Below are 19,353 nucleotides of genomic sequence, written 5' to 3'. Positions count from 1 at the left end.
TCGCCCAAAGCTTTGCTTTGCCTCTTGCAGAAGCGGTGGCGACCTCTCATATTTGGATCGTCGCCACAGATGGGGCGATTGAAGGCTAACTTCCCGGCCTTTCGAGGCAAATTCAACGGGACACTGGGAGAAAGGACTCCGATGCAACCGTATGAGCAAAACCAATACGCCTCTGGCACCGGCTTTGCCCGGACGGCAGCACAGGTCGATCAAGGCCTGCGCGCCTTCATGCTCGGCGTCTACAACAACATGGTCCTGGGCCTGGCGATTTCAGCCCTGGTCGCCCTTGGCGTGAACAAGCTCGCCACCACGAGTGATCCGGCGCAGGCCGTCACCCGCATGGGCGGCGTTTACCTGACCGAGTTCGGCCGCACGCTTTACGGCACGCCCCTGATGTGGGTCGTGGCGCTGGCGCCGCTGGCTTTCATCTTCTTCTTCTCGTTCCGCATGGACCGGATGACGGCAGCCGCGGCGCGCACCACCTTCTTCGCCTTCGCGGCGGTGATGGGCGCTTCGCTCTCGACGCTTCTCATCCGTTATACGGGCGCGAGCGTCGTGCAGGTGTTCTTCATCACGGCGGCGGCCTTCGGCTCGCTGTCGCTGTGGGGCTACACCACCAACCGCAGCCTGTCGGGCATGGGCTCGTTCCTGATCATGGGCGTGGTCGGCCTGATCATCGCCTCGCTCGCCAATTTCTTTTTCCAGTCGAGCGCTCTGCAGTTCGGCATCTCGGTGATCGGCGTTCTGATCTTCGCGGGTCTCACGGCTTATGACACGCAGAAGCTCAAGGAGATGTATCTCTACGGGAACTACGACACCGAGGCGGCCGCCAAGGTGTCGGTTTACGGTGCGCTGCAGCTTTATCTGGACTTCATCAACATGTTCCAGTTCCTGCTGTCGCTCTTGGGGAACCGCAACCAGTAAGCAACGCCATTACTGAAAATCATCGAGCCCCGGCCCAAAGCCGGGGCTTTTTGTTGCGTCGCCTCGTGCGGAAAACTAGCACAATAGGCGCATGAGCCTCCTGATCCGCCCGTCGCTGGAATCCGACATTCCGACCATCGCCGCCATCTATGCCCATGCGGTCACGCATGGCACGGCCTCGTTCGAGCTCGATCCGCCCGACGAGGCGGAAATGGCCCGCCGCCGCCAGGCCCTCCTTGAGGGTGGCTATCCCTATCTGGTCGCGGAGCGTGACGGCGCGGTTCTCGGCTATGCCTATGCGGGCCCCTACCGGCCCCGTCCGGCCTATCGTTCGACGGTCGAGGATTCGATCTACATTGCGCCGAAGGCCCAGCGCGAGGGCTTGGGCCGCAAGCTTCTGGCGGCGTTGATCGAGGCATGCGAGGCGCGGGATTTCCGGCTCATGGTCGCGGTGATCGGCGACGAGGAATCCCACGGTTCCATCGCAGTGCACGCAAGCCTCGGCTTCGAGCCGGCGGGCATCCTGAAAGGCGTCGGCTACAAACACGGCCGCTGGCTCTCCACCGTCCTGATGCAGCGCTCTCTCGGCCCCGGCATGACACAGCCGCCGACACGCCCCCTTTCGCGGAATAAATCTCCATGACCAAATGGATGCGCAAGCCGAGCGGCCATCTCTGGCATAACCCCGATTTCATGAAACTGTGGGCGGCGCAGAGCCTGTCGGCGGTCGGCACCCGCTTCACCCGCGAGGGGTTGCCGATGATCGCGGCCCTGACGCTCGACGCCTCGGCGACCGATCTCGGATTTCTGGTGGCCCTCAGCACGTTGCCCGGTGTGATCCTGAGCCCGTTCGTCGGCAGCTGGATCGACCGCACCCGCCGTCGTCGGGTGCTGATCATGGCCGATCTCGTGCGCGCCGCGGTGCTCGCCAGTCTGCCGGCCATGGCCTGGTTCAATGCCATCACCATTGGCCAGATCATGGTGGTCGCGACGGTGGTCGCCCTGTTTTCCATGGTCTTCCAGACCGCCGACAACGCCTATCTGCCGACGGTGGTCGAGCGCGAACAGCTTCTGGAAGGCAATGCGAAGCTTGCGACCACGGACGCGGTTGCGGAAATCGCCGGTCCCGCGCTCGCAGGCGTTTTCATTCAGATTCTGACAGCGCCCTTCGCCATTCTCTTCGATGCGTTGTCGTATCTGTGGTCGGCGGTATTGCTCGGTACGATCAAACGGCCCGAGCCGCCGCTCGTCTCCGGCGACCGCGCGCCCGATCTCCGGCGCGAGACGGCTGAGGGCCTGCGGTTCGTCTTCGGGCATCCGGTCTTGCGGCCTTTGACGCTCTGCATCGCGACATTGACGTTCTTTCTGTGCTTCTTCTCACCGCTCTATGTTCTCTATGCGGTGCGCGATCTCGGCATCCAGCCGGGCTTGCTCGGCTTCATCGTGGCCCTGGGCGGCATCAGCGCCTTGATCGGCGCGCGTTATGCCGAGAAGGCGGGCGCTCGGTTTTCCCAACGCGGCCTCCTGATGAGCATGATGATCGGCTACGGTCTCGTGGCCTGTCTCATTCCGCTGGCCCAGGGTCCGCTTTGGCTCAAAGTCGCGCTGCTGTGCATTCCGCAGCTCCTCGGCGATGGCCTGTACGTGGTCTTCTACACCAACGCTGTGGCGCTTCGGCAGAAGGTGACGCCCGACGCCATGCGCGGCCGCGAGGCCGGAACGCTGCATCTTCTGACCGGTGGATTGGGACTGGTCGCGGCCTTGGTTGCCGGGACGGCGGCCGATCAGGTCGGCATCAAGCCCGTTCTGTGGGCGGCCGGGCTGGGCGTGATCGCGTCGAGCCTTTGGCTGCTGCAAATGCCGAAGGAGCGTGCGGTTTAGAGCCCATTTCCAAACGTCTGCGGAAGATGCCCTAGTTCGATACCACCTTCAGGCGCTTGTCGAGCACGCGAATCACCCGGTCGAGTTCGTGGCCACGCTTGAGGATGAGGCCGCTTGCGACGACGACCGAATAGGCGCCCTGTTTGCGGGCGAGTTTCGGGTCTTTCTCGATGCGATAGAGCGGCACCTCGGAGGTGCGCCGGTAGATGGAGAAGATCGCCTTGTCGGGCGTGAAATCGATGGCGTAGTCGCGCCATTCTCCTTCCGCGACCATGCGCCCGTAAAGGTTCAGGATGACCTGCAACTCTCCTCGGTCGAAGGACACCCGTTTCGGCGCGGCGGGGAAAGGGACGATGTGGGCCGAACCCTGCGCCACGCCGCCGCGCAACGGCTCTGCGATGTCACCTTCGCTCATGACCCCTCCCCGAGACCATTCATCTCCGATTGTCATGATGGGCCCGTCCGGCGGCCCGTTCAACCCCAATGCGTCCCCGCTGTTCACAGCCCTGTTAGCCGGATCTTATTGTTGCCGTATTCGTGCCGCGTGGTGGCCCCACTGGATGACGATAACATCATCGTTGCCTCGACGGCCCGGCTCATCGTTTGATTCGGACACGTCAGCCCCCCAGCCCGCCGGGTCATTTGGTAGGCCGGGCCAATTTTAAGTCGAGGTTTAGACCGCCCCCCAAAGGGCGGTCTTTTTCTTTCAAAACCCCGTCAGTACGATTTTGCCGCGCGCCTTCCCGCTTTCGATGAAGGCATGTGCCCGCTTGAGATTCGTCGCGTTGATCGTGCCGAAGGTCTCGGAAAGCGTGGTGCGGATCGTGCCCGCATCGACCAGCCGGGCGACCTCGTTGAGAATGTCGTGCTGACGTTGCATGTCGGCGGTCTGGAAGATCGAGCGCGTGAACATGGATTCCCAGTGCAGCGAGACGCTCTTGCCCTTGAGCAGGCCGATGTCGAGGGTGCCGGGATCGTCGATGAGCGCGAAGCGGCCCTGCGGCGCGATGATGGCGGCGATTTCCGCGAAATGCGCCTGCGTTTGCGTGATCGAGAACACGAAGGCGGGCGCACCGATTCCGAGCGCATTCACCTGCGGTGCGATCGGTTGAGAGTGGTCTATGACGTGATGGGCTCCGAGCGCCGTCACCCATTCCTTCGTCTCCGGCCGCGAGGCGGTGGTGATGATTGTGAGATCCGTCAACTGGCGCGCCAGCTGGATCGCCATGGAGCCGACGCCGCCCGCGCCGCCGACGATCAGAATCGCCTTCGCCGCGCCGGGAACCGGGCGCTTGATGTCCAGCCGGTCGAACAGAGTTTCAAAGGCCGTCAGACTGGTCAGCGGCAAGGCCGCCGCTTGGGGAAAATCGATGGTTTTCGGCTTGAGGCCGACGATGCGTTCGTCAACGAGATGGTATTCGGCGTTTGTGCCGGGACGATTCAACGTGCCCGCATAGAACACCGCATCGCCCGGCTTGAACAGGGAGGCATGCGGCCCGGCCGCCGTGACAATTCCCGCCGCATCGAAGCCCAGCACTCGCGCCGCGCCTGCTTCGGGCTGTGCGCGCAAGCGCACCTTCACATCGACCGGATTGACCGAAATCGCCTTGATCTCGACCAGAAGATCGTGACCCTTCGGCTCAGGGCGCGGCAGATCGAGATCGATCAGGGAAGCGTCTACGTCGATGGGAAGGGAAGTTTTATAGCCGACGGCGCGCATGGCCTGTCTCCTCGTTGCTGGTGGAGACCAGATTGAGAATATCAATTCTTGTTGCAAGAACGCACTTTAAACGCACATAGTGTCGAAAAGGATACTGTGATGCCGCGTAAAGTCGCGAAACCCCCAACCTGCGCCGGATGCTCCGTGGAGGCCACGCTCAACCTGATCGATGGCAAGTGGAAGATCGTCGTTCTCTACAAGCTTCTCGTCGGTGGAACGCTCCGCTTCAACGAGATCCGGCGTCTGATCCCGGCCGTGACCCAACGCATGCTGACCAACCAGCTGCGCGAACTTGAGGCGGACGGCCTTGTCATCCGCAAAGTCTATCCAGTGGTTCCGCCGCGAGTCGAATACAGCCTGTCGGAGCGTGGCCGCAGTCTTGAACCTGTGATCATGGCGCTTAAGTCGTGGGGCGACATGAATCTGTCGTCGGAGCGGGCTCAGGCAGCGTAAAACGTTGTGCACTGCAGCGGTTTGCCGCTTCAATGTGCAGAATCGTAGGCTGTTGTTGCTTCCGTGCGAGGTCTGTGCGAACGGTCCCCGCAACGATCATAAGCGAGGATGTGCGCATGAAACTGGAAACGCCAACCAGTGGAAGCGAACTGACGGCGGAAGCCGTCGCTGTGCTGGAAACCGGGCATAAGGCCATTCCTTCGACCTTTGTGCACGACCTTTTCGGACGCGTTCCGCCCGAGGATCTTGCATCCTATTCACCCCAGGCTCTCGCGGATCTTGCCGCCGGTGCGTATGAGCACCTCAAGGCGCCGCGCAGCAGCGGCGGAGAGGATCTGCGCCTCGTCGATGTAGAGGTCGAGCGCGACGGTCGCCGTCGCGATGTGACGGTGCTCGAAGTCGTCAACGACAATATGCCGTTCCTGCTCGATTCGACGCTCGCCGAGATCGTCGACGAAGGATACGAGCCACTTCTTGTGGCGCATCCGATTCTTGCGGTGGAGCGGGATGCGGCGGGCGCGCTGATCCGCCTCGTCGGCGAGGCCACCGCCTCCTCGCGGGTTGGCGTGAAGCGCGAAAGCTTCATTCACATTCATCTGCCGCGCATCGACGACGAGCAAACCCGCATTCGGCTGACCGAAGCGATGCGGCGTGTGCACAAGGATGTGTCGCTCGCGGTCCACGACTGGCCCGGCATGCGCGCCCGCGTCACCGAACTCGTGCAGAATTATCGCCTGCATTCGCCGCCGTTGCCGGAAGACGAGGTGAAGGAAGCGGTCGCATTCCTCGACTGGATTGCGCAAGACAATTTCACTTTCCTCGGTCTGCGCGAATACCGGCTCCCGTCCGGTGATGCCGCCGCCGATCCGGTGGAAGGGTCGGGCCTCGGCCTGTTGCGCGATCCGTCCGTGCGCGTGCTGCGCCGCGGTCGCGAACTTGTGGCGATGACTCAGGAAATCCGCGACTTCCTGGCCCGCCCCCAGGCGCTCATCATCACCAAGGCGAACGTCAAGTCCCGCGTGCACCGCCGCGCCCATCTCGATTATATCGGCGTGAAGCTGTTCGACGGCGATGGCCGTTTGCAGGGCGAGTTGCGCATCGTCGGCCTGTTCACCGCGAGCGCCTACACCAACACCACGGCGGAAGTGCCCTATCTGCGCCACAAGGTGGCGAAGGTCATCGCCCGCGCCGGGTTCGACCCCGCGAGTTACGCGGGCCGCGCGCTCCTCAACGTGCTCGAGAGCTATCCGCGCGACGAGCTGTTCCAGATCGATGAAGAAACGCTCTATCGTTTTGCCATCGATGTCATGAATCTTTCCGAGCGTCCGCGCGTGCGGGCGCTGGCGCGTGTCGACGAATTCGACCGTTTCGTCTCGGTTCTCGTCTTCGTGCCGAAGGACCGCTACGACACGGATGCCCGCCGCCGCATCGGCGAGTTCCTGGCAAGCATCTATGAAGGCCGCGTCTCCGCGTCTTATCCGGCCTATCCGGAAGGACCGCTGGCGCGCACGCATTTCATCATCGGCCGCGACGAGGGCAAGACTCCGCAGGTGGCCCGTGAAACCCTCGAAAAGGGAATCGCGACCATCGTGCGCACCTGGGCCGATGCGCTGCGCGATCAGCTCGACGACACCGTCGGCGGGCAGCGCGCTCGCTCGCTCGCGGCACGCTACGCCGACGCCTTCAGCGCGGCCTATCGTGAGGCTTTCGGGGCCGAGCAGGCCATCGTCGATGTGGGCATTCTGGAGCAGCTCTCCGAAGCCCGTCCCCGCGCCGTCGATCTCTATCGGCGCGAGGGCGACGATGACACGCGCGTGCATCTCAAGGTCTTCTCGCGCAACACGGCGTTGCCGCTCTCCGAGCGCGTTCCGCTGTTGGAGAAGCTCGGTTTCCGCGTCGTGAACGAGCGAACCTATCGCGTGGCCCTGGCCAGTGCCTCGGGCATGGAGCGCGTGTGGCTCTACGACATGACGCTGGAGCGCGCCTCCGGCGGGCCGATCAACATCGATGAGATCCAGCATCTGATCGAGGCCGCCTTGCTGGCCCTGTTCCGGGGCCTTGCCGAGTCGGATGGATTCAATCGCCTCGTGCTGGAGGCCGGGCTTGGATGGCGCGACGTGGCCATGGTGCGCGCACTCGGGCGCTACTTGCGTCAGGTGCCGGTCGCCTATGCGCAGGATTACCTTGCCGACACGCTCGCCCGTCACAGCGCCATCGCCGTCAAGATCGTCGAATTGTTCTACGCGCGCTTCGATCCGCGCATGAGCGAGGCGAAGCACGCGTCGTCCCAAGCGGAGATCCGCGCCGACATCGAAGAGCGCCTGAAGAACGTCACCAGCCTCGACGATGACCGCATCTTGCGCCGCTTCATCAACCTCATCGAGGCGGCGATCCGCACCAATTTCTTCCAGCTCGAAGACAACGGCCTGCCGCGCCAGACCATCGCCTTCAAGTTCGAATGCGCCAAGGTGGACGGCCTGCCGCTGCCGAAGCCGCTCTATGAGATCTTCGTGTATTCGCCTCGCGTTGAAGGCGTGCATCTGCGCTACGGCAAGGTGGCGCGTGGAGGGCTTCGCTGGTCCGACCGTCCTCAGGATTTCCGCACGGAGGTCCTGGGTCTCGTCAAGGCACAGCAGGTCAAGAACGCGGTCATCGTGCCGGTCGGCGCGAAGGGCGGTTTCGTGCCCAAGCAATTGCCCCCGGCGAGCGATCGCCAGGCATGGCTTGCGGAAGGCACCGAGAGCTACCGCATCTTCGTGCGCACGCTCTTGCAGCTCACCGACAACATCGTCGGCGATCACATCGTGCCGCCGCCGGACACGGTGCGCCACGACGGGGACGACCCGTATCTCGTGGTCGCGGCCGACAAGGGCACGGCGACGTTCTCCGATACGGCGAACAAGCTTTCCGCCGAGAAGGGCCATTGGCTCGGCGATGCCTTCGCCTCCGGCGGCAGCCAGGGCTACGATCACAAGGGCATGGGCATCACCGCTCGCGGCGCGTGGGAGGCGGTAAAGCGCCACTTCCGCGAAATGGATATCGACATCCAGTCCGAGCCGGTCACGGTGGCGGGCGTGGGCGACATGTCGGGCGACGTGTTCGGCAACGGCATGCTTTTGTCGCGCAGCCTCAAGCTCGTCGCCGCCTTCGACCATCGCGACATCTTCCTCGATCCGAATCCGGAGCCGGAAGCCGCCTTCAAGGAGCGCGAGCGCCTGTTCAAGCTGCCTCGTTCGAGCTGGCAGGATTACGACAAAGCCCTTCTCTCGAAGGGCGGCGGAATCTTCCCGCGCAGCGCGAAATCAATCGTGTTGTCGGACGAGGTTCGCGCACTTCTCGGCCTGGACAAGGCCGAGACGACTCCGGCGGAGGTGATGAGCGCGATCCTGAAGGCTCAGGTGGGCCTGCTCTGGTTCGGCGGCATCGGCACCTATATTCGCGCCTCCACGGAAACCGACGAGCAGGTCGGCGACCGCGCCAACGACGCGATCCGCATTGCCGGCGCGGACATTCGCGCCAAGGTGGTCGGCGAGGGCGCCAATCTCGGCTGCACCCAACGCGGGCGCATCGAGGCCGCGCGGGCGGGCGTGCGCATCAACACGGATGCCATCGACAATTCGGCGGGCGTGAACACATCCGACCTGGAAGTGAACATCAAGATCGCGCTGACCGTGCCCGAGCGCGACGGCCGCCTCAGCCAGGACGCGCGCAACGCGCTCCTCGTCGACATGACAAACGATGTCGGCAAGCTCGTCTTGCGCAACAACTATCTGCAGACGCTGGCGCTCTCGCTCTCCGAGCGGCGCGGCACCGGCGATCTCGGCTTCGCGCGCCGGTTGATGCATATGCTCGAAGCCCAAGGCCGTCTCAACCGCGCCGTGGAATATCTGCCCGACGACGCGACCCTGACGGAGCGTGCCCGCCGGGGCGAGGCTTTGACGCGGCCGGAACTCGCCGTGCTTCTGGCCTATGCCAAGCTCTCCCTGCACGATGAGCTTCTGGCGAGCCCGGTGCCGGACGATCCGTATCTGGCAAAAGAGCTCGAGCGCTATTTCCCCGTTCAGATGCTCGAGCGTTTCCCCGATGCCGTCGCGGGCCATCGCCTGCGCCGCGAGATCATCGCGACACAGCTCGCCAACGCGATCATCAATCGCGGCGGCGCGACCATGGTGGCGCGTCTCGTGGACCAGACCGGCGCGGATGCGCCGACGATCGCCGCGGCCTATGCGGCGACCCGCGACTCCTTCGGGCTCGCCGACCTCAACCTCGCCATCGACGATCTCGATGGTGTCGTGCCGGGACAATTGCAGCTGCGCCTCTACGGCGATCTGCAGGAATTGCTCATGAACCGGATCGTCTGGTTCATCCGCAACGTCGATTTCTCCACCGCTTCCCTCGACACGATCATCGGCACTTATCAGGCCGGGATCGCGGAGATCGAGCGCGCGCTTCCGCACACCCTGTCGTCCGAGGAGCGGGTGGCGTGGGAGGCCCGCGCGAAGGCGCTTTCCGACCAGGGGGTGCCGGAGGCTCTGGCGCGTCGCCTCGCGGCTCTGCCGGATCTCGTCGCAGCGCCCGACATCGTCCTGACGGCGCAGAAGACGGGCAAACCCGTGCAGGACATCGCGCGGACGCATTTCGCCCTCGAGACCGCCTTCCGTCTGGGTTCCCTCACGGGCGCGGCACGCGAGATCAGCGTCAGCGATTACTTCGACCGGCTGGCGCTCGACCGGGCCATCGACGGCATCGCCTCCGCTCACCGCAACCTGACCGCGGAAGTGTCCGCGCAGAACCTGTCGGGAGCCGAGGCAGTCCAGGCCTGGAGCGAGCGGCGTGGCGCGGACGTCAACCGGATCAGAAGCGCGGTCGACAACATCGTGTCGTCCGGTCTGACGTTGTCGAAAGTCACCGTGGCGGCGAGCCTTCTCGGCGATCTCGCAAGAGGTTGATCGTGAACGCAACATCACTGGCGCGCTCTTGCCGTCCCCAGCAACAGGGAACCAAGGAGTGCGCCGGTTGAACGCTGCATCCCCTTCGACGGCATTGTCCCCGGCCGGGGATGACGCTGGAGCGGCGGCCGGAACCGCGCCGCGCCGGGCCATTCTGGGCTGGCTGATGTTCGATTGGGCCTGCCAGCCCTTCTTCACTCTCGTCACCACCTTCGTCTTCGCGCCCTATTTTGCGGCGGCGCTCGCGCCCGATCCGGTCGCCGGACAAAGCCTGTGGGGGTTCGCCACCGCGGCTGCGGGGCTGGTGCTGGCTTTTCTCTCGCCCATCCTCGGCTCCATCGCGGATGCGACGGGCCCGAAGAAACCGTGGATCGCCTCCTGCGGCCTGGTTCTCTTCGTCAGTTCCTTCGCCCTCTGGTATGCCGCGCCGGGCGGGGCCCACGCCATTCCCGTTGCGCTTGTCGGCTTTGCTGTCGGCACGGTGGCGGTTGAGGTCGCGGCGGTGTTCAACAACGCCATGATCCCGCATCTCGTGCCCCCCGAGCGGTTCGGGCGGCTCTCCGGCACCGGCTGGGCCATCGGCTATCTCGGCGGGCTCGTCTCGCTGGTGATCGTGCTCGGCTTCCTTGCCGCCGATAGCGAGACGGGCAAGACCTTCTTCGGGATTCACCCGCTCTTCGGGCTCGACCCGGCCATGCGCGAGGGCGACCGCATCACCGGGCCCTTGTCGGCCGTATGGTTCCTCATCTTCATCCTGCCGCTCTTCCTCTTCACAACGGACATCGCGCGCTCGACGCTTCGTGTCCGCGATGCGGTGAAGAAGGGCTTCTTGCAGGTGAAAAGCACCATCGCCGATGCGCGTCGACATGAGAGCGTCGGCCGGTTCCTGCTCGCCAACATGGTCTATCAGGACGCGCTCGTTGCGCTCTTCGCCTTCGGCGGAATTTACGGAGCGGGCGTGTTCGGCTGGGAGGCGACCGAGCTCGGTGTCTTCGGCATTCTCCTGACGGTTACCGGAACCATCGGCGCGTTGATCGGCGGGCGGCTCGACGATGCCTTCGGGGCAAAGCCCGTGATCCTCGGCGCGATTGTGGTTCTGGCCTGCGTTTGCCTCGGCGTGCTCTCGCTCGGCCGCGATCACATCTTCTTCGTCATTGCGACGGCGCCGCCGTCCGGCGGCCTCTATGGCAGCGTGCCGGAAAAGATGTTTTTGGCGCTCGGCCTCGTCATCGGCGCGGTCGCGGGGCCGTTGCAGGCCTCTTCACGGAGCATGTTGGCGCGGCTCGTTCCGGCGCGTGAGGCGGGACGCTATTTCGGGCTTTTGGCCCTGTCGGGAAAAGTCACGTCCTTCCTCGCGCCGCTCGCGGTCGCGACGGCGACCTGGCTCTTCGATACGCAGGCCGCAGGCCCCGCCGTGCTGATTGCGTTCTTTGGCGTCGGCGGGTTGCTGCTCAGGGGCGTGAAGCGGGTGTGAGGCGCAGACCCTTCTGTCACCTCTCCCCGGTGGGGAGAGGTCGAGCGAAGCGAGGGTGAGGGCATGCAGGTCGATCCGGATAGGACGTAACCCCTCACCCCAACCCTCTCCCCGAGGGAGAGGGGGACTGTCGCGCTTGTCAGTGCCTGAAGTGGCGATACCCCGTGAACACCATCGCGAGTCCGGCCTCATCGGCGGCTTTGATCACTTCCTCGTCGCGCATGGAGCCGCCGGGTTGGATCACGGCGGTCGCGCCGGCTTCCGCTGCTGCGAGGAGGCCGTCGGCGAAGGGGAAGAAGGCGTCTGAGGCGACGACGGAGCCCTTGGCGAGGGTCTCAGGCAGGCCTGCGGCCTTCGCAGCCTCGGCAGCCTTCCAGGCGGCGATGCGGGAGGAATCGACGCGGCTCATCTGGCCCGCGCCGATGCCGACCGTCGCAAGATCCCTGGCGTAGACGATGGCATTCGACTTCACGTGCTTGGCGACGCGGAAAGCGAAGCGCAGGTCTTCCAACTCGCGATCCGACGGCGCCCGCTTCGTCACGACTTTCAGGTCCATGGCGTCGACGACCGCGTTGTCGCGGGATTGCGCCAGGAAACCGCCCGCGACGGTGCGAAGGGTCAGGCCTTCCTGGCGCGGATCGGGCAGGCCGCCGGCGAGAAGCAGGCGCAGGTTCTTCTTCGCCGCGACGATGGCGATGGCTTCCTCGCTCGCATCGGGCGCGATGATGACTTCGGTGAAGATCTCGACGATGGCGCGCGCGGCCTCCGCATCGAGCGGACGGTTCATGGCGACGATGCCGCCGAAGGCCGAAACGGGATCGCAACGCAGCGCTTTCTCATAGGCTTCGCGCAAAGTCGTGCCTTGGGCCACGCCGCAGGGGTTGGCATGTTTGACGATGACGATGGCGGCGGAGCGCTCGGGCGCGAATTCCGCCACCGCCTCATAGGCCGCATCGGTGTCGTTGATGTTGTTGTAGGAGAGCTGCTTGCCCTGCACCTGACGCGTGGTGGCGACACCGGGGCGCCGTTCGGGCGTGCGGTAGAACGCGGCGGATTGGTGCGGGTTCTCGCCGTAGCGAAGCACTTCTGCAATCGAGCCGCCGAGCGCGCGGAAGGGCGGGGATTCCTCGCCGAGTTCGTTCGCGAACCAGTTCGAAATCGCAGCATCGTAGGCGGCGGTGCGGGCATAGGCTTTCTGCGCCAGGCGGCGGCGCAGCGCGAGGCTTACCGAACCGTCATTTTCTGAAAGCTCGTCGAGCACGGCGGCATAGTCGGCCCCGTCCACCACCACGGCCACGTCGCCGTGGTTCTTCGCGGCGGCGCGGATCATCGCGGGTCCGCCGATATCGATGTTCTCGATGCAATCGTCATAAGGCTTGTTGGCCGCGATCGTCGCCTCGAAGGGGTAGAGGTTCACCACCAGAAGATCGATCTGCACGATGCCGTGTGCGAGCATCGCCGCTTGATGCTCCGGATTGTCGCGGATGCTCAAAAGGCCGCCATGGACGGCGGGATGGAGCGTCTTCACGCGACCGTCCATCATCTCCGGGAAACCCGTGAGGTCGCTTACGTCCTTCACCGGCAGGCCCGCCTCGCGCAGCGTCTTGTGCGTGCCGCCGGTGGAGACCAGCTCGATGCCGCGCTGGGACAGTGCGCGGGCGAAGTCGACGAGACCCGTCTTGTCGGACACGGAAAGAAGGGCGCGCGTCACGCGCTTCAGATCGCTCGGCATGGCGGCTGCTCCATGGAAGGGTTAGAGCATGATCAGGACAAGTGGAAACCGGTTGTCCGTCAGGATCATGCGGCATCAACGAATGAGAACCTGCTCATGTTTCAAAGAGACATGAGCAGGTTTCTCGATAGCGGGCGCGATAGCACGGGACGGCGGGGATGGAAACCGCATCCCGCCTTGCTGTAACTGGGTTTCAGATCAGTTCCGACCCGGGCGTGCCCGCTTGTGGATCGGGGCTGTAGGCGCGCGCCAGACGTTCAAAACGCCACCGTATCGAGGGCGTCTCGGCGGGTTTGAAGGCCAGGACGATCTGTTCCGCGCGGCGCATGCCGTCGGGCGCTGCCAGAAACACGCTGTCCTCGACGAAGGCCGCGCCGGCACTCACGGTGAATTGCCAGGCTTCCCGGTTCGGCAGAAGCAGCATGACCACGCGCCCGCCTTGGGCCCGACTCGTCTTGACGCCGGGCGCGAGGTGGAAGCGGATGATGGCCTCGCAGGTTTTCGTCTCGACCCCCTCGCCCCAGAACACGTCCTCGCCTTCCAGCGCCTCGCCCTTGGGCGAAAGCATCCAGCGCCGCTCATGGGTCAGGCCGAAGCGGGCCAGGTAACCGTCATGGCTCGCGTTGAGTGTCTGGGCGTGCTCGCGCTCGCCGCGCTCCGCCGTCACGTTGTCCGGCCCGCTGATGACAACGGGTCCGATCCGCCCGAGGATCCAGCGCGCCGCCGCCCGGTCGAGCGCATGGCCTTTGACGGCGACCATCTGACAGGACGAGATGTCGTCGAGGGAGGTGGTGGAATGGGCGACCGTCGAGCGCGAGGCTTGCAGAATGGCGTCGCCGGCGATGCGGGGCGTACCGCAATTGACCACGATGCGTTGCGTGCCGCTGGAAAACTCGAACGACAGGCAGCCCGCGCCGGCCTCGGAGGAGAGCAATCGCGGCGGCGGCCCGCCCACATCGGCGACCAGCAGGGAGCGCCCCGCTTCCAGCCGCTCGTAGCCGGAATAGGGCGCGTGATGGATCGGCTGGCTGCGCATGTCGTCATAGGTCAGAAGCGTCGCCAGATGGTCCGCCGCCGTCACGCCCATGCCGTTGAAGTGAGACAATGTGCCGTCCCCGTGCCGAAACAGGCGCACCATCGGCAGCATCCGGTCGATGGCGTGCAGCAGCGCCTCCGGCGTATCGACCTCGCGGCTCGCGAACATCTGGCGCAGGGGCAGAAGATCGAACAGGAGATCGACGATGACACGCGGGTTGCGGCTGGCATGTCCGCCATCGGAGAGAATCTGGCGGTCGAGCTCGCGCACCAGAAGGCGGCTCGCGCGCTTCAGGGTCTTATCCAGACCCTCGCAGCACAGGCCCGCATAGCACAAAGCGATGGCGGCCATGAGCTGGTCATAGGGCAGCGCGCCCGCGCGCACATGGCGCTCGAGGTCCCGGATGCCTTGCCCGAGGATCCGCAGGAAGCGTTGATAGAAGGCGTGGTCCGCCCCCTCCAGGATCAACGGCGACTGGCTGATGAAGGAAATCAGCCGCCGCGCCACGACCTGCGTGTGGCAGGCGATCTTCCGGTCGCCGAGCTTCGAGGTCACGAATTCGTCGACGAGGGAGCGGGCATTGGCCTGGGCGAGCGCGGTTCCGGCGGCGCGCAGGTGGCGCAGCCATCCGAAGCCGTAAAGCGATTCACCCCAGGCGCGGCTCGGAGGCGTGAAGCCGAAAGGCGAGCGCCCGCTCGTGGTGATGGCGCGGCCCGCGAAAGAGAAGAAGCCGGAATAGATGTCGGTGGCGATGGTCGGATCGGCGGTGCGCAGATCCTGAGGCGCAAAGAGTAGACGCGTCGGAACAGGGGTGCCGAGGAACACCTTGGACGCGCTCCAGGCCAGGCCGCCACGCAAAGCACGACCGCTCTCGCGTAAGGCGAGGCGATATAGCCGCCAACGATCCGGCCCCCAATCCAAGCGTGGCGCTCCTTTTGTCATGCTGAATCCGACGACAGCTTAGAGAAGGAGTCCTCGCTATCCGGTTAACAAAAGGTAAGCGCGGCCGGATAAATCGCAATGGATGGACAGAAAGGACCGCCTTTTGATAGGTGGTCATTAATGAAAAGTTATCTCGTATCTTTATCCCGAGATCTTCTCGTCAATCTCGGCATCGGCTTTGGCGTGCGCGGATGGCCCTTGCGCGAAATGATGGTCGAACAGCGCGTCCCGTCACTCCACGCTCCGTACGAAGCGCGCGGCGAAAAAGCCATCGAGGCCGCTGCGGTCGTGGTCCGGGAGCGTGAGGTGGCAGGGCAGGGTGCGCAGGTCTCCGGCGGGCGTGAGCCACTCGGCCATGCCGCCGATCTCGGCGGGCGTGATCGGGTCGCGCTTCATGTGCGGATGGCGATTGAGAAAAGCCTCGGCCTGCTGCTCGCCTTCCTCGGCTTCGAGCGAGCAGGTGCAATAGACCAGGCGTCCGCCGGGTTTCAAAAGACTCGCGGATTTGTCGAGCAGGCGGGACTGGAGGGCGGCGAGCTTGCGCATGTCCTGCTCGTCCTTGGTCCAGGCCACATCGGGATGGCGGCGGATGGTGCCGGTCGCCGAGCAGGGGGCGTCGAGCAAAATGGCGTCGAAGGGCTCCTCATCGAGCTTTTCGGCGGGGATGGCGAGGGTGGCGACGGTCAAGTTGAGACGGGCGAGATTTTCCTCCAGCCGTTCCAGGCGCTTGGCCGAGCGGTCGACCGCCAAAACCTCCGCTCCGGCGGCGGCGAGTTGCGCCGTCTTGCCGCCGGGGGCGGCGCAGAGATCGGCGATTCGCTCGCCCGCCTGCGGACGTAAGAGGCGCGCGGGCAGGGCGGCGGCGGCGTCCTGCACCCACCACGCGCCTTCATCATAGCCCGGCAGATCGCGGATCGCGGTGCGTTCGGTCAAGCGGATGCTGCCGGTCGGCAGCAAGATGCCGCCGAGACGCTCGGCCCAGCCCGCCGCATTGTCCTTTGTTGTGAGATCGACCGAAGCCATCGTGCGATGCGCCTCGGCGATCTGTCTGGCGAGCGGTTCGCCGTAATGGGAGACCCAGCCCTCTTCGAGCCATGTCGGCGTGTCGATCCAAGGATCGTTCGCGGACAGGATTGCGTCGCGTTCGCGCGCCACCCGGCGCAAAACGGCGTTGATGAGGCCGCCCGCATGTTTGAGCCGGTGATCGCCTTGCGCCAGCTGTACGGCGGTGTCGACGGCGGCATGGTCCGGCACGTCGAGATAGAGAATCTGCGCCGCGCCGATGGCGAGAAGATGCAACAGCCGTTCGTCGCGCGCGCCCTTGTCGAGCCGGTCGCGCAACGCCTGGCCGATGGTGCCGAGCCGGCGGAAGGCGACGATGGCGATGGCGCGGGCCAAGGCTTCATCGCGGGAGGAGAGATTTTCGGTCTGTCCCAGCTCGTCGAGCACGTCGTCGAGCGGAACGCGGCGCTTCAGGGTTTCGGTGACGGCGTTCCAGGCGAGGCGGCGCGCGCCGAGACCGGCTTGTTCTTGAGATTGATCCACGTCTTAGCCCCAGGGTCCGCGGCGGGAGGTGGCGTTCCACGGGCCGGCCGAAGGCGCGCCCGAGAAAGCGCCGGGGGCGGTGGCGCCCATCGCTTGCGCGAGTGATTGAAGGGCGGCGATCCGGTTTTCCGTCGCCGGGTGAGTCGAGAAGAGATTGTCCATGCCGTGGCCTGAAAGGGGATTGATGATGAAAAGCGGCGCGGTCGCCGGGTGGCTTTCCGCATCCGCGTTGGGAATATGCGCCACGCCGCCCGCGATTTTGGCCAGCGCCGAGGCCAGCGCCAGGGGCGTTCCGGAGATCTCCGCACCGATCCGGTCGGCTTCATACTCCCGCGAACGGCTGATCGCCATCTGGATGATCATGGCCGCAAGCGGCGCGATGATGGCGGTCAGAATCGCCGCAACCGGGCTTGGCCTGTCGCTGCCGCGGCCGCCGAAGAACAGGCCGAATTGCGCGATGGAGGAAATCGCACCCGCGATCGTCGCGCTGACCGTCATGGTGAGGGTGTCGCGGTTCTTGATATGCGCCAATTCGTGCGCCATCACGCCTGCCAGCTCATCGCGGGAGAGGGTCTGCAGAATACCGGTGGTCGCCGCCACCGCCGCGTTTTCCGGGTTGCGCCCCGTGGCGAAGGCGTTCGGCTGCGGGTTGTCGATGAGGTAGACCTTGGGCATCGGCAGTCCGGCGCGCCGCGCCAGCTCCCGCACCATGGCGAACAATTCGGGGGCGGAGCGCTCGTCCACCTCGACCGCATGGTGGGCGGCCAAGGCCAAACGGTCCGAGTTCCAATAGGCGAAAGCGTTGGTCACCACAGCGAGGCCGAGCGCGATCATCATGCCCGATGCGCCGCCGAGCAGGTAGCCGACAACGCCGAACAGGGCGGTCAGGGCCGCCAGCAGCATCCCGGTCTTGACGGTGTTCATCGCGGTCTCCACCTCGTGTTGATCCCTGCACGAGGCTATGTGGGTAGGGTTTGGCCCTCTCCCAAGAGCCTGCGAGGGCACTCGCAAGAGTTTCGGGGAACTGGCATAAGGCGCTTCATGAGCACGAACGACATATCGAGCACAAGCCTCCCCAACGGAATCGCGAGCCTCCCCAACGGAATCGAAGGGGCGGCCCCCGGTAAGGAACTATCTCCCGCCGCCAAGCGGGCGCTGGAGGAAGCGGCCCAGCGCCGCCTCGCAATCGACGCCCGCGCGGCGGATCTGGCACAGCAGAAAGAGCACCGGGGTCGCGGCGGGTTGGAGCCCGTCCGCTACGAGGATTGGGAAGTCAAAGGCCTAGCGAGCGACTTTTAGCGGTTTTCCGGGGAAACCGGGCGTTGTACCGTCAGAATGTGCCTCGGAGCGTTGTTTCCCGGTTGAGCCCCGCTTAGTCTTCCCGAAACGGGAGGTTGCATGAGCGGCTCGGCACGTCTGGAGATTTTTCGGGGTCTCCTCAGCGAAGCGCAACACGCGCTCGATCTGCCCTTCGGATTCGAGCTCTGGGACGGTTCGACCGTACCGCGCGATCTGCCGTCCTATGCCATGCGCATCGTCGTCAAGCGCGAGAACGTGATCGCCAGCCTCCTGCGGCGTCCGACCCTCGACACGGTGATCAACGCTTACGTGTCCGGCCTGCTCGACCTCAAGAACGGCACGATCTTCGATCTCGCCGACCAGCGCCCGCGCGGCAAGATCGCCCGCCGTCTGAGGGGCGTGAGCAAGCTCAAGGCGCTGAAGGCCGTCTACCATTTCCTGCGCGCGCCCGCTGACATGCCGCGTCCCCTCGACCGCGTGAAGGACAAGCCGGATGCGCGGGACGGGCAGCCGAAAACCAACAAAGAGAACGTCGCCTATCACTACGACGTGTCGAATGCGTTCTATCAGCTCTTTCTCGACCCGGAGATGGTCTACACCTGCGCCTACTTCACCGAATGGCACGACGATCTCGCCCGCGCGCAATTCGACAAGCTCGACATGATCTGCCGCAAGCTGCGGCTCAAACCCGGCGAGCGGCTCCTCGACATCGGCTGCGGCTGGGGCGCGCTGATCTGCCATGCGGCGCAGCATTACGGCGTCAAGGCGACCGGCGTGACGCTCGCCGAAGAGCAGGCGAAGCTGGCGCGAGACAAGATTGCGCGGCTGGGCTTGCAAGAGCGTGTCGAAGTGGTGGTGAAGGATTTCACCCAGATGGAGGGTGAGTTCGACAAGATCTCCTCCATCGGCATGTTCGAGCATGTGGGCATCGCCAACCACCCGAAATATTTCCGGTCCGTGCACCGCCTGCTCAGGCCGCGCGGGCTTTACCTGCATCACACCATCGCGCGGCGCGCGAAACGCTCCGACAAGGCGTTTCGCAAGCTCAAAGCCGAATACAAGGCGCTGACACGCTACATCTTCCCCGGCGGCGAACTCGATCATCTCGGCATGTCGGTGGCGAACCTGGAGCGTCACGGCTTCGAGGTGCACGACGTGGAAAGCTGGCGCGAGCATTATCAGCGCACCACGCGCCTGTGGTGGGATAACCTCAACGCCCGCCGCGCGGAAGCCGAGGCGCTGGTGGGCCGCGAAAAAACCCGCATGTGGCTGCTCTATCTCGCAGGCTGCTCGCTTGCCTTCGAGCGCGCGGCGGTGGGCGTGAATCAGACTCTGGCTTCGAAGCGCACACGCGGCCCCGCTGGGCTGCCGCCGTCGCGGGCGGATTTGTATCGGTGA

At 64.9% G+C, this 19,353-nt stretch carries 14 protein-coding genes; 8 read left to right on the top strand and 6 right to left on the bottom strand.

Annotation, left to right across the window (positions count from 1 at the left end; all coding sequences use genetic code 11):
* Nucleotides 1–141: 141 nt before the first annotated feature.
* The 3 genes from I2H38_RS06150 to I2H38_RS06140 all read left to right on the top strand — a co-directional run bounded on the left by I2H38_RS06150 (nt 142) and on the right by I2H38_RS06140 (nt 2,805).
* A complete protein-coding gene (locus I2H38_RS06150; protein WP_196270940.1) occupies nt 142–924 on the top strand; it encodes a Bax inhibitor-1/YccA family protein in 783 nt (260 codons plus the stop codon).
* Nucleotides 925–1,015: 91 nt separating this feature from the next.
* Nucleotides 1,016–1,567, top strand: coding sequence for a GNAT family N-acetyltransferase (locus I2H38_RS06145; RefSeq protein ID WP_196270939.1), 552 nt, complete (start codon nt 1,016–1,018; stop codon nt 1,565–1,567).
* On the top strand, nt 1,564–2,805 hold the full coding sequence (locus I2H38_RS06140) for an MFS transporter (RefSeq protein WP_196270938.1): 1,242 nt from the start codon (nt 1,564–1,566) through the stop codon (nt 2,803–2,805). The genes I2H38_RS06145 and I2H38_RS06140 overlap by 4 nt, the downstream gene beginning before the upstream one ends.
* Nucleotides 2,806–2,836: 31 nt before the next feature.
* On the opposite strand, the gene I2H38_RS06135 is transcribed toward I2H38_RS06140, so the two are convergent.
* Nucleotides 2,837–3,220 (bottom strand): DUF2794 domain-containing protein, encoded by a 384-nt coding sequence (locus I2H38_RS06135; protein WP_196270937.1) that lies wholly within the window; start codon nt 3,218–3,220, stop codon nt 2,837–2,839.
* A 291-nt stretch (nt 3,221–3,511) separates the two neighbouring features.
* On the bottom strand, nt 3,512–4,525 hold the full coding sequence (locus I2H38_RS06130) for a zinc-binding alcohol dehydrogenase family protein (RefSeq protein WP_196270936.1): 1,014 nt from the start codon (nt 4,523–4,525) through the stop codon (nt 3,512–3,514).
* A gap of 99 nt (nt 4,526–4,624) precedes the next feature.
* On the opposite strand from I2H38_RS06130, the gene I2H38_RS06125 reads away from it, so the two are divergent.
* The 3 genes from I2H38_RS06125 (at nt 4,625) to I2H38_RS06115 (ending at nt 11,401) form a co-directional block, all read left to right on the top strand.
* Entirely contained in the window at nt 4,625–4,978 is a 354-nt protein-coding gene (locus I2H38_RS06125; RefSeq protein WP_196270935.1) for a winged helix-turn-helix transcriptional regulator, read from the top strand.
* Nucleotides 4,979–5,094: 116 nt separating this feature from the next.
* Nucleotides 5,095–9,927, top strand: a complete 4,833-nt coding sequence (locus I2H38_RS06120; protein ID WP_196270934.1) for an NAD-glutamate dehydrogenase — start codon at nt 5,095–5,097, stop codon at nt 9,925–9,927.
* 94 nt (nt 9,928–10,021) lie between these two features.
* The gene (locus I2H38_RS06115; RefSeq protein WP_407664044.1) at nt 10,022–11,401 is read left to right on the top strand and encodes an MFS transporter; all 1,380 of its coding nucleotides are present in this window, start codon (nt 10,022–10,024) and stop codon (nt 11,399–11,401) included.
* Between the two features lie 139 nt (nt 11,402–11,540).
* Here the strand turns inward: I2H38_RS06115 and purH are convergent, their stop codons facing one another.
* From purH to htpX, 4 genes are all read right to left on the bottom strand, one after another.
* Nucleotides 11,541–13,133: a bifunctional phosphoribosylaminoimidazolecarboxamide formyltransferase/IMP cyclohydrolase gene (purH, locus tag I2H38_RS06110; protein WP_196270933.1), complete on the bottom strand. Its 1,593-nt coding sequence runs from the start codon at nt 13,131–13,133 to the stop codon at nt 11,541–11,543.
* A gap of 193 nt (nt 13,134–13,326) precedes the next feature.
* Nucleotides 13,327–15,111 (bottom strand): heparinase II/III family protein, encoded by a 1,785-nt coding sequence (locus tag I2H38_RS06105; RefSeq protein WP_229426569.1) that lies wholly within the window; start codon nt 15,109–15,111, stop codon nt 13,327–13,329.
* Nucleotides 15,112–15,342: 231 nt separating this feature from the next.
* Nucleotides 15,343–16,656 carry an RsmB/NOP family class I SAM-dependent RNA methyltransferase gene (locus tag I2H38_RS06100; RefSeq protein ID WP_196270931.1) on the bottom strand — a complete coding sequence of 438 codons (1,314 nt, stop codon included), beginning with the start codon at nt 16,654–16,656 and terminating at the stop codon, nt 15,343–15,345.
* Nucleotides 16,657–16,659: 3 nt separating this feature from the next.
* A complete protein-coding gene (gene htpX, locus I2H38_RS06095; RefSeq protein ID WP_196270930.1) occupies nt 16,660–17,580 on the bottom strand; it encodes a zinc metalloprotease HtpX in 921 nt (306 codons plus the stop codon).
* Nucleotides 17,581–17,697: 117 nt separating this feature from the next.
* Between htpX and I2H38_RS06090 the strand changes: the two genes are divergently transcribed.
* A complete protein-coding gene (locus tag I2H38_RS06090; RefSeq protein WP_196270929.1) occupies nt 17,698–17,955 on the top strand; it encodes a DUF1674 domain-containing protein in 258 nt (85 codons plus the stop codon).
* 99 nt (nt 17,956–18,054) lie between these two features.
* On the top strand, nt 18,055–19,353 hold the full coding sequence (locus I2H38_RS06085; RefSeq protein ID WP_196270928.1) for a class I SAM-dependent methyltransferase: 1,299 nt from the start codon (nt 18,055–18,057) through the stop codon (nt 19,351–19,353).

It is taken from the genome of Microvirga alba, assembly GCF_015694465.1.
GTDB lineage: Bacteria > Pseudomonadota > Alphaproteobacteria > Rhizobiales > Beijerinckiaceae > Microvirga > Microvirga alba.
The sequence above is the reverse complement of the archived record's forward strand: the minus strand, read 5'-3'. Positions and strand labels throughout refer to the sequence as shown.

Bases quoted from the DNA above. Each gene is read 5' to 3' on its own strand.
- I2H38_RS06140 (WP_196270938.1), top strand. From the start codon at position 1,564: ATGACCAAATGGATGCGCAAGCCGAGCGGCCATCTCTGGCATAACCCC.
- I2H38_RS06130 (WP_196270936.1), bottom strand. From the start codon at position 4,525: ATGCGCGCCGTCGGCTATAAAACTTCCCTTCCCATCGACGTAGACGCT.
- I2H38_RS06145 (WP_196270939.1), top strand. From the start codon at position 1,016: ATGAGCCTCCTGATCCGCCCGTCGCTGGAATCCGACATTCCGACCATC.
- I2H38_RS06120 (WP_196270934.1), top strand. From the start codon at position 5,095: ATGAAACTGGAAACGCCAACCAGTGGAAGCGAACTGACGGCGGAAGCC.
- htpX (WP_196270930.1), bottom strand. From the start codon at position 17,580: ATGAACACCGTCAAGACCGGGATGCTGCTGGCGGCCCTGACCGCCCTG.
- purH (WP_196270933.1), bottom strand. From the start codon at position 13,133: ATGCCGAGCGATCTGAAGCGCGTGACGCGCGCCCTTCTTTCCGTGTCC.
- I2H38_RS06135 (WP_196270937.1), bottom strand. From the start codon at position 3,220: ATGAGCGAAGGTGACATCGCAGAGCCGTTGCGCGGCGGCGTGGCGCAG.
- I2H38_RS06125 (WP_196270935.1), top strand. From the start codon at position 4,625: ATGCCGCGTAAAGTCGCGAAACCCCCAACCTGCGCCGGATGCTCCGTG.
- I2H38_RS06085 (WP_196270928.1), top strand. From the start codon at position 18,055: ATGAGCGGCTCGGCACGTCTGGAGATTTTTCGGGGTCTCCTCAGCGAA.
- I2H38_RS06105 (WP_229426569.1), bottom strand. From the start codon at position 15,111: ATGACAAAAGGAGCGCCACGCTTGGATTGGGGGCCGGATCGTTGGCGG.
- I2H38_RS06150 (WP_196270940.1), top strand. From the start codon at position 142: ATGCAACCGTATGAGCAAAACCAATACGCCTCTGGCACCGGCTTTGCC.
- I2H38_RS06090 (WP_196270929.1), top strand. From the start codon at position 17,698: ATGAGCACGAACGACATATCGAGCACAAGCCTCCCCAACGGAATCGCG.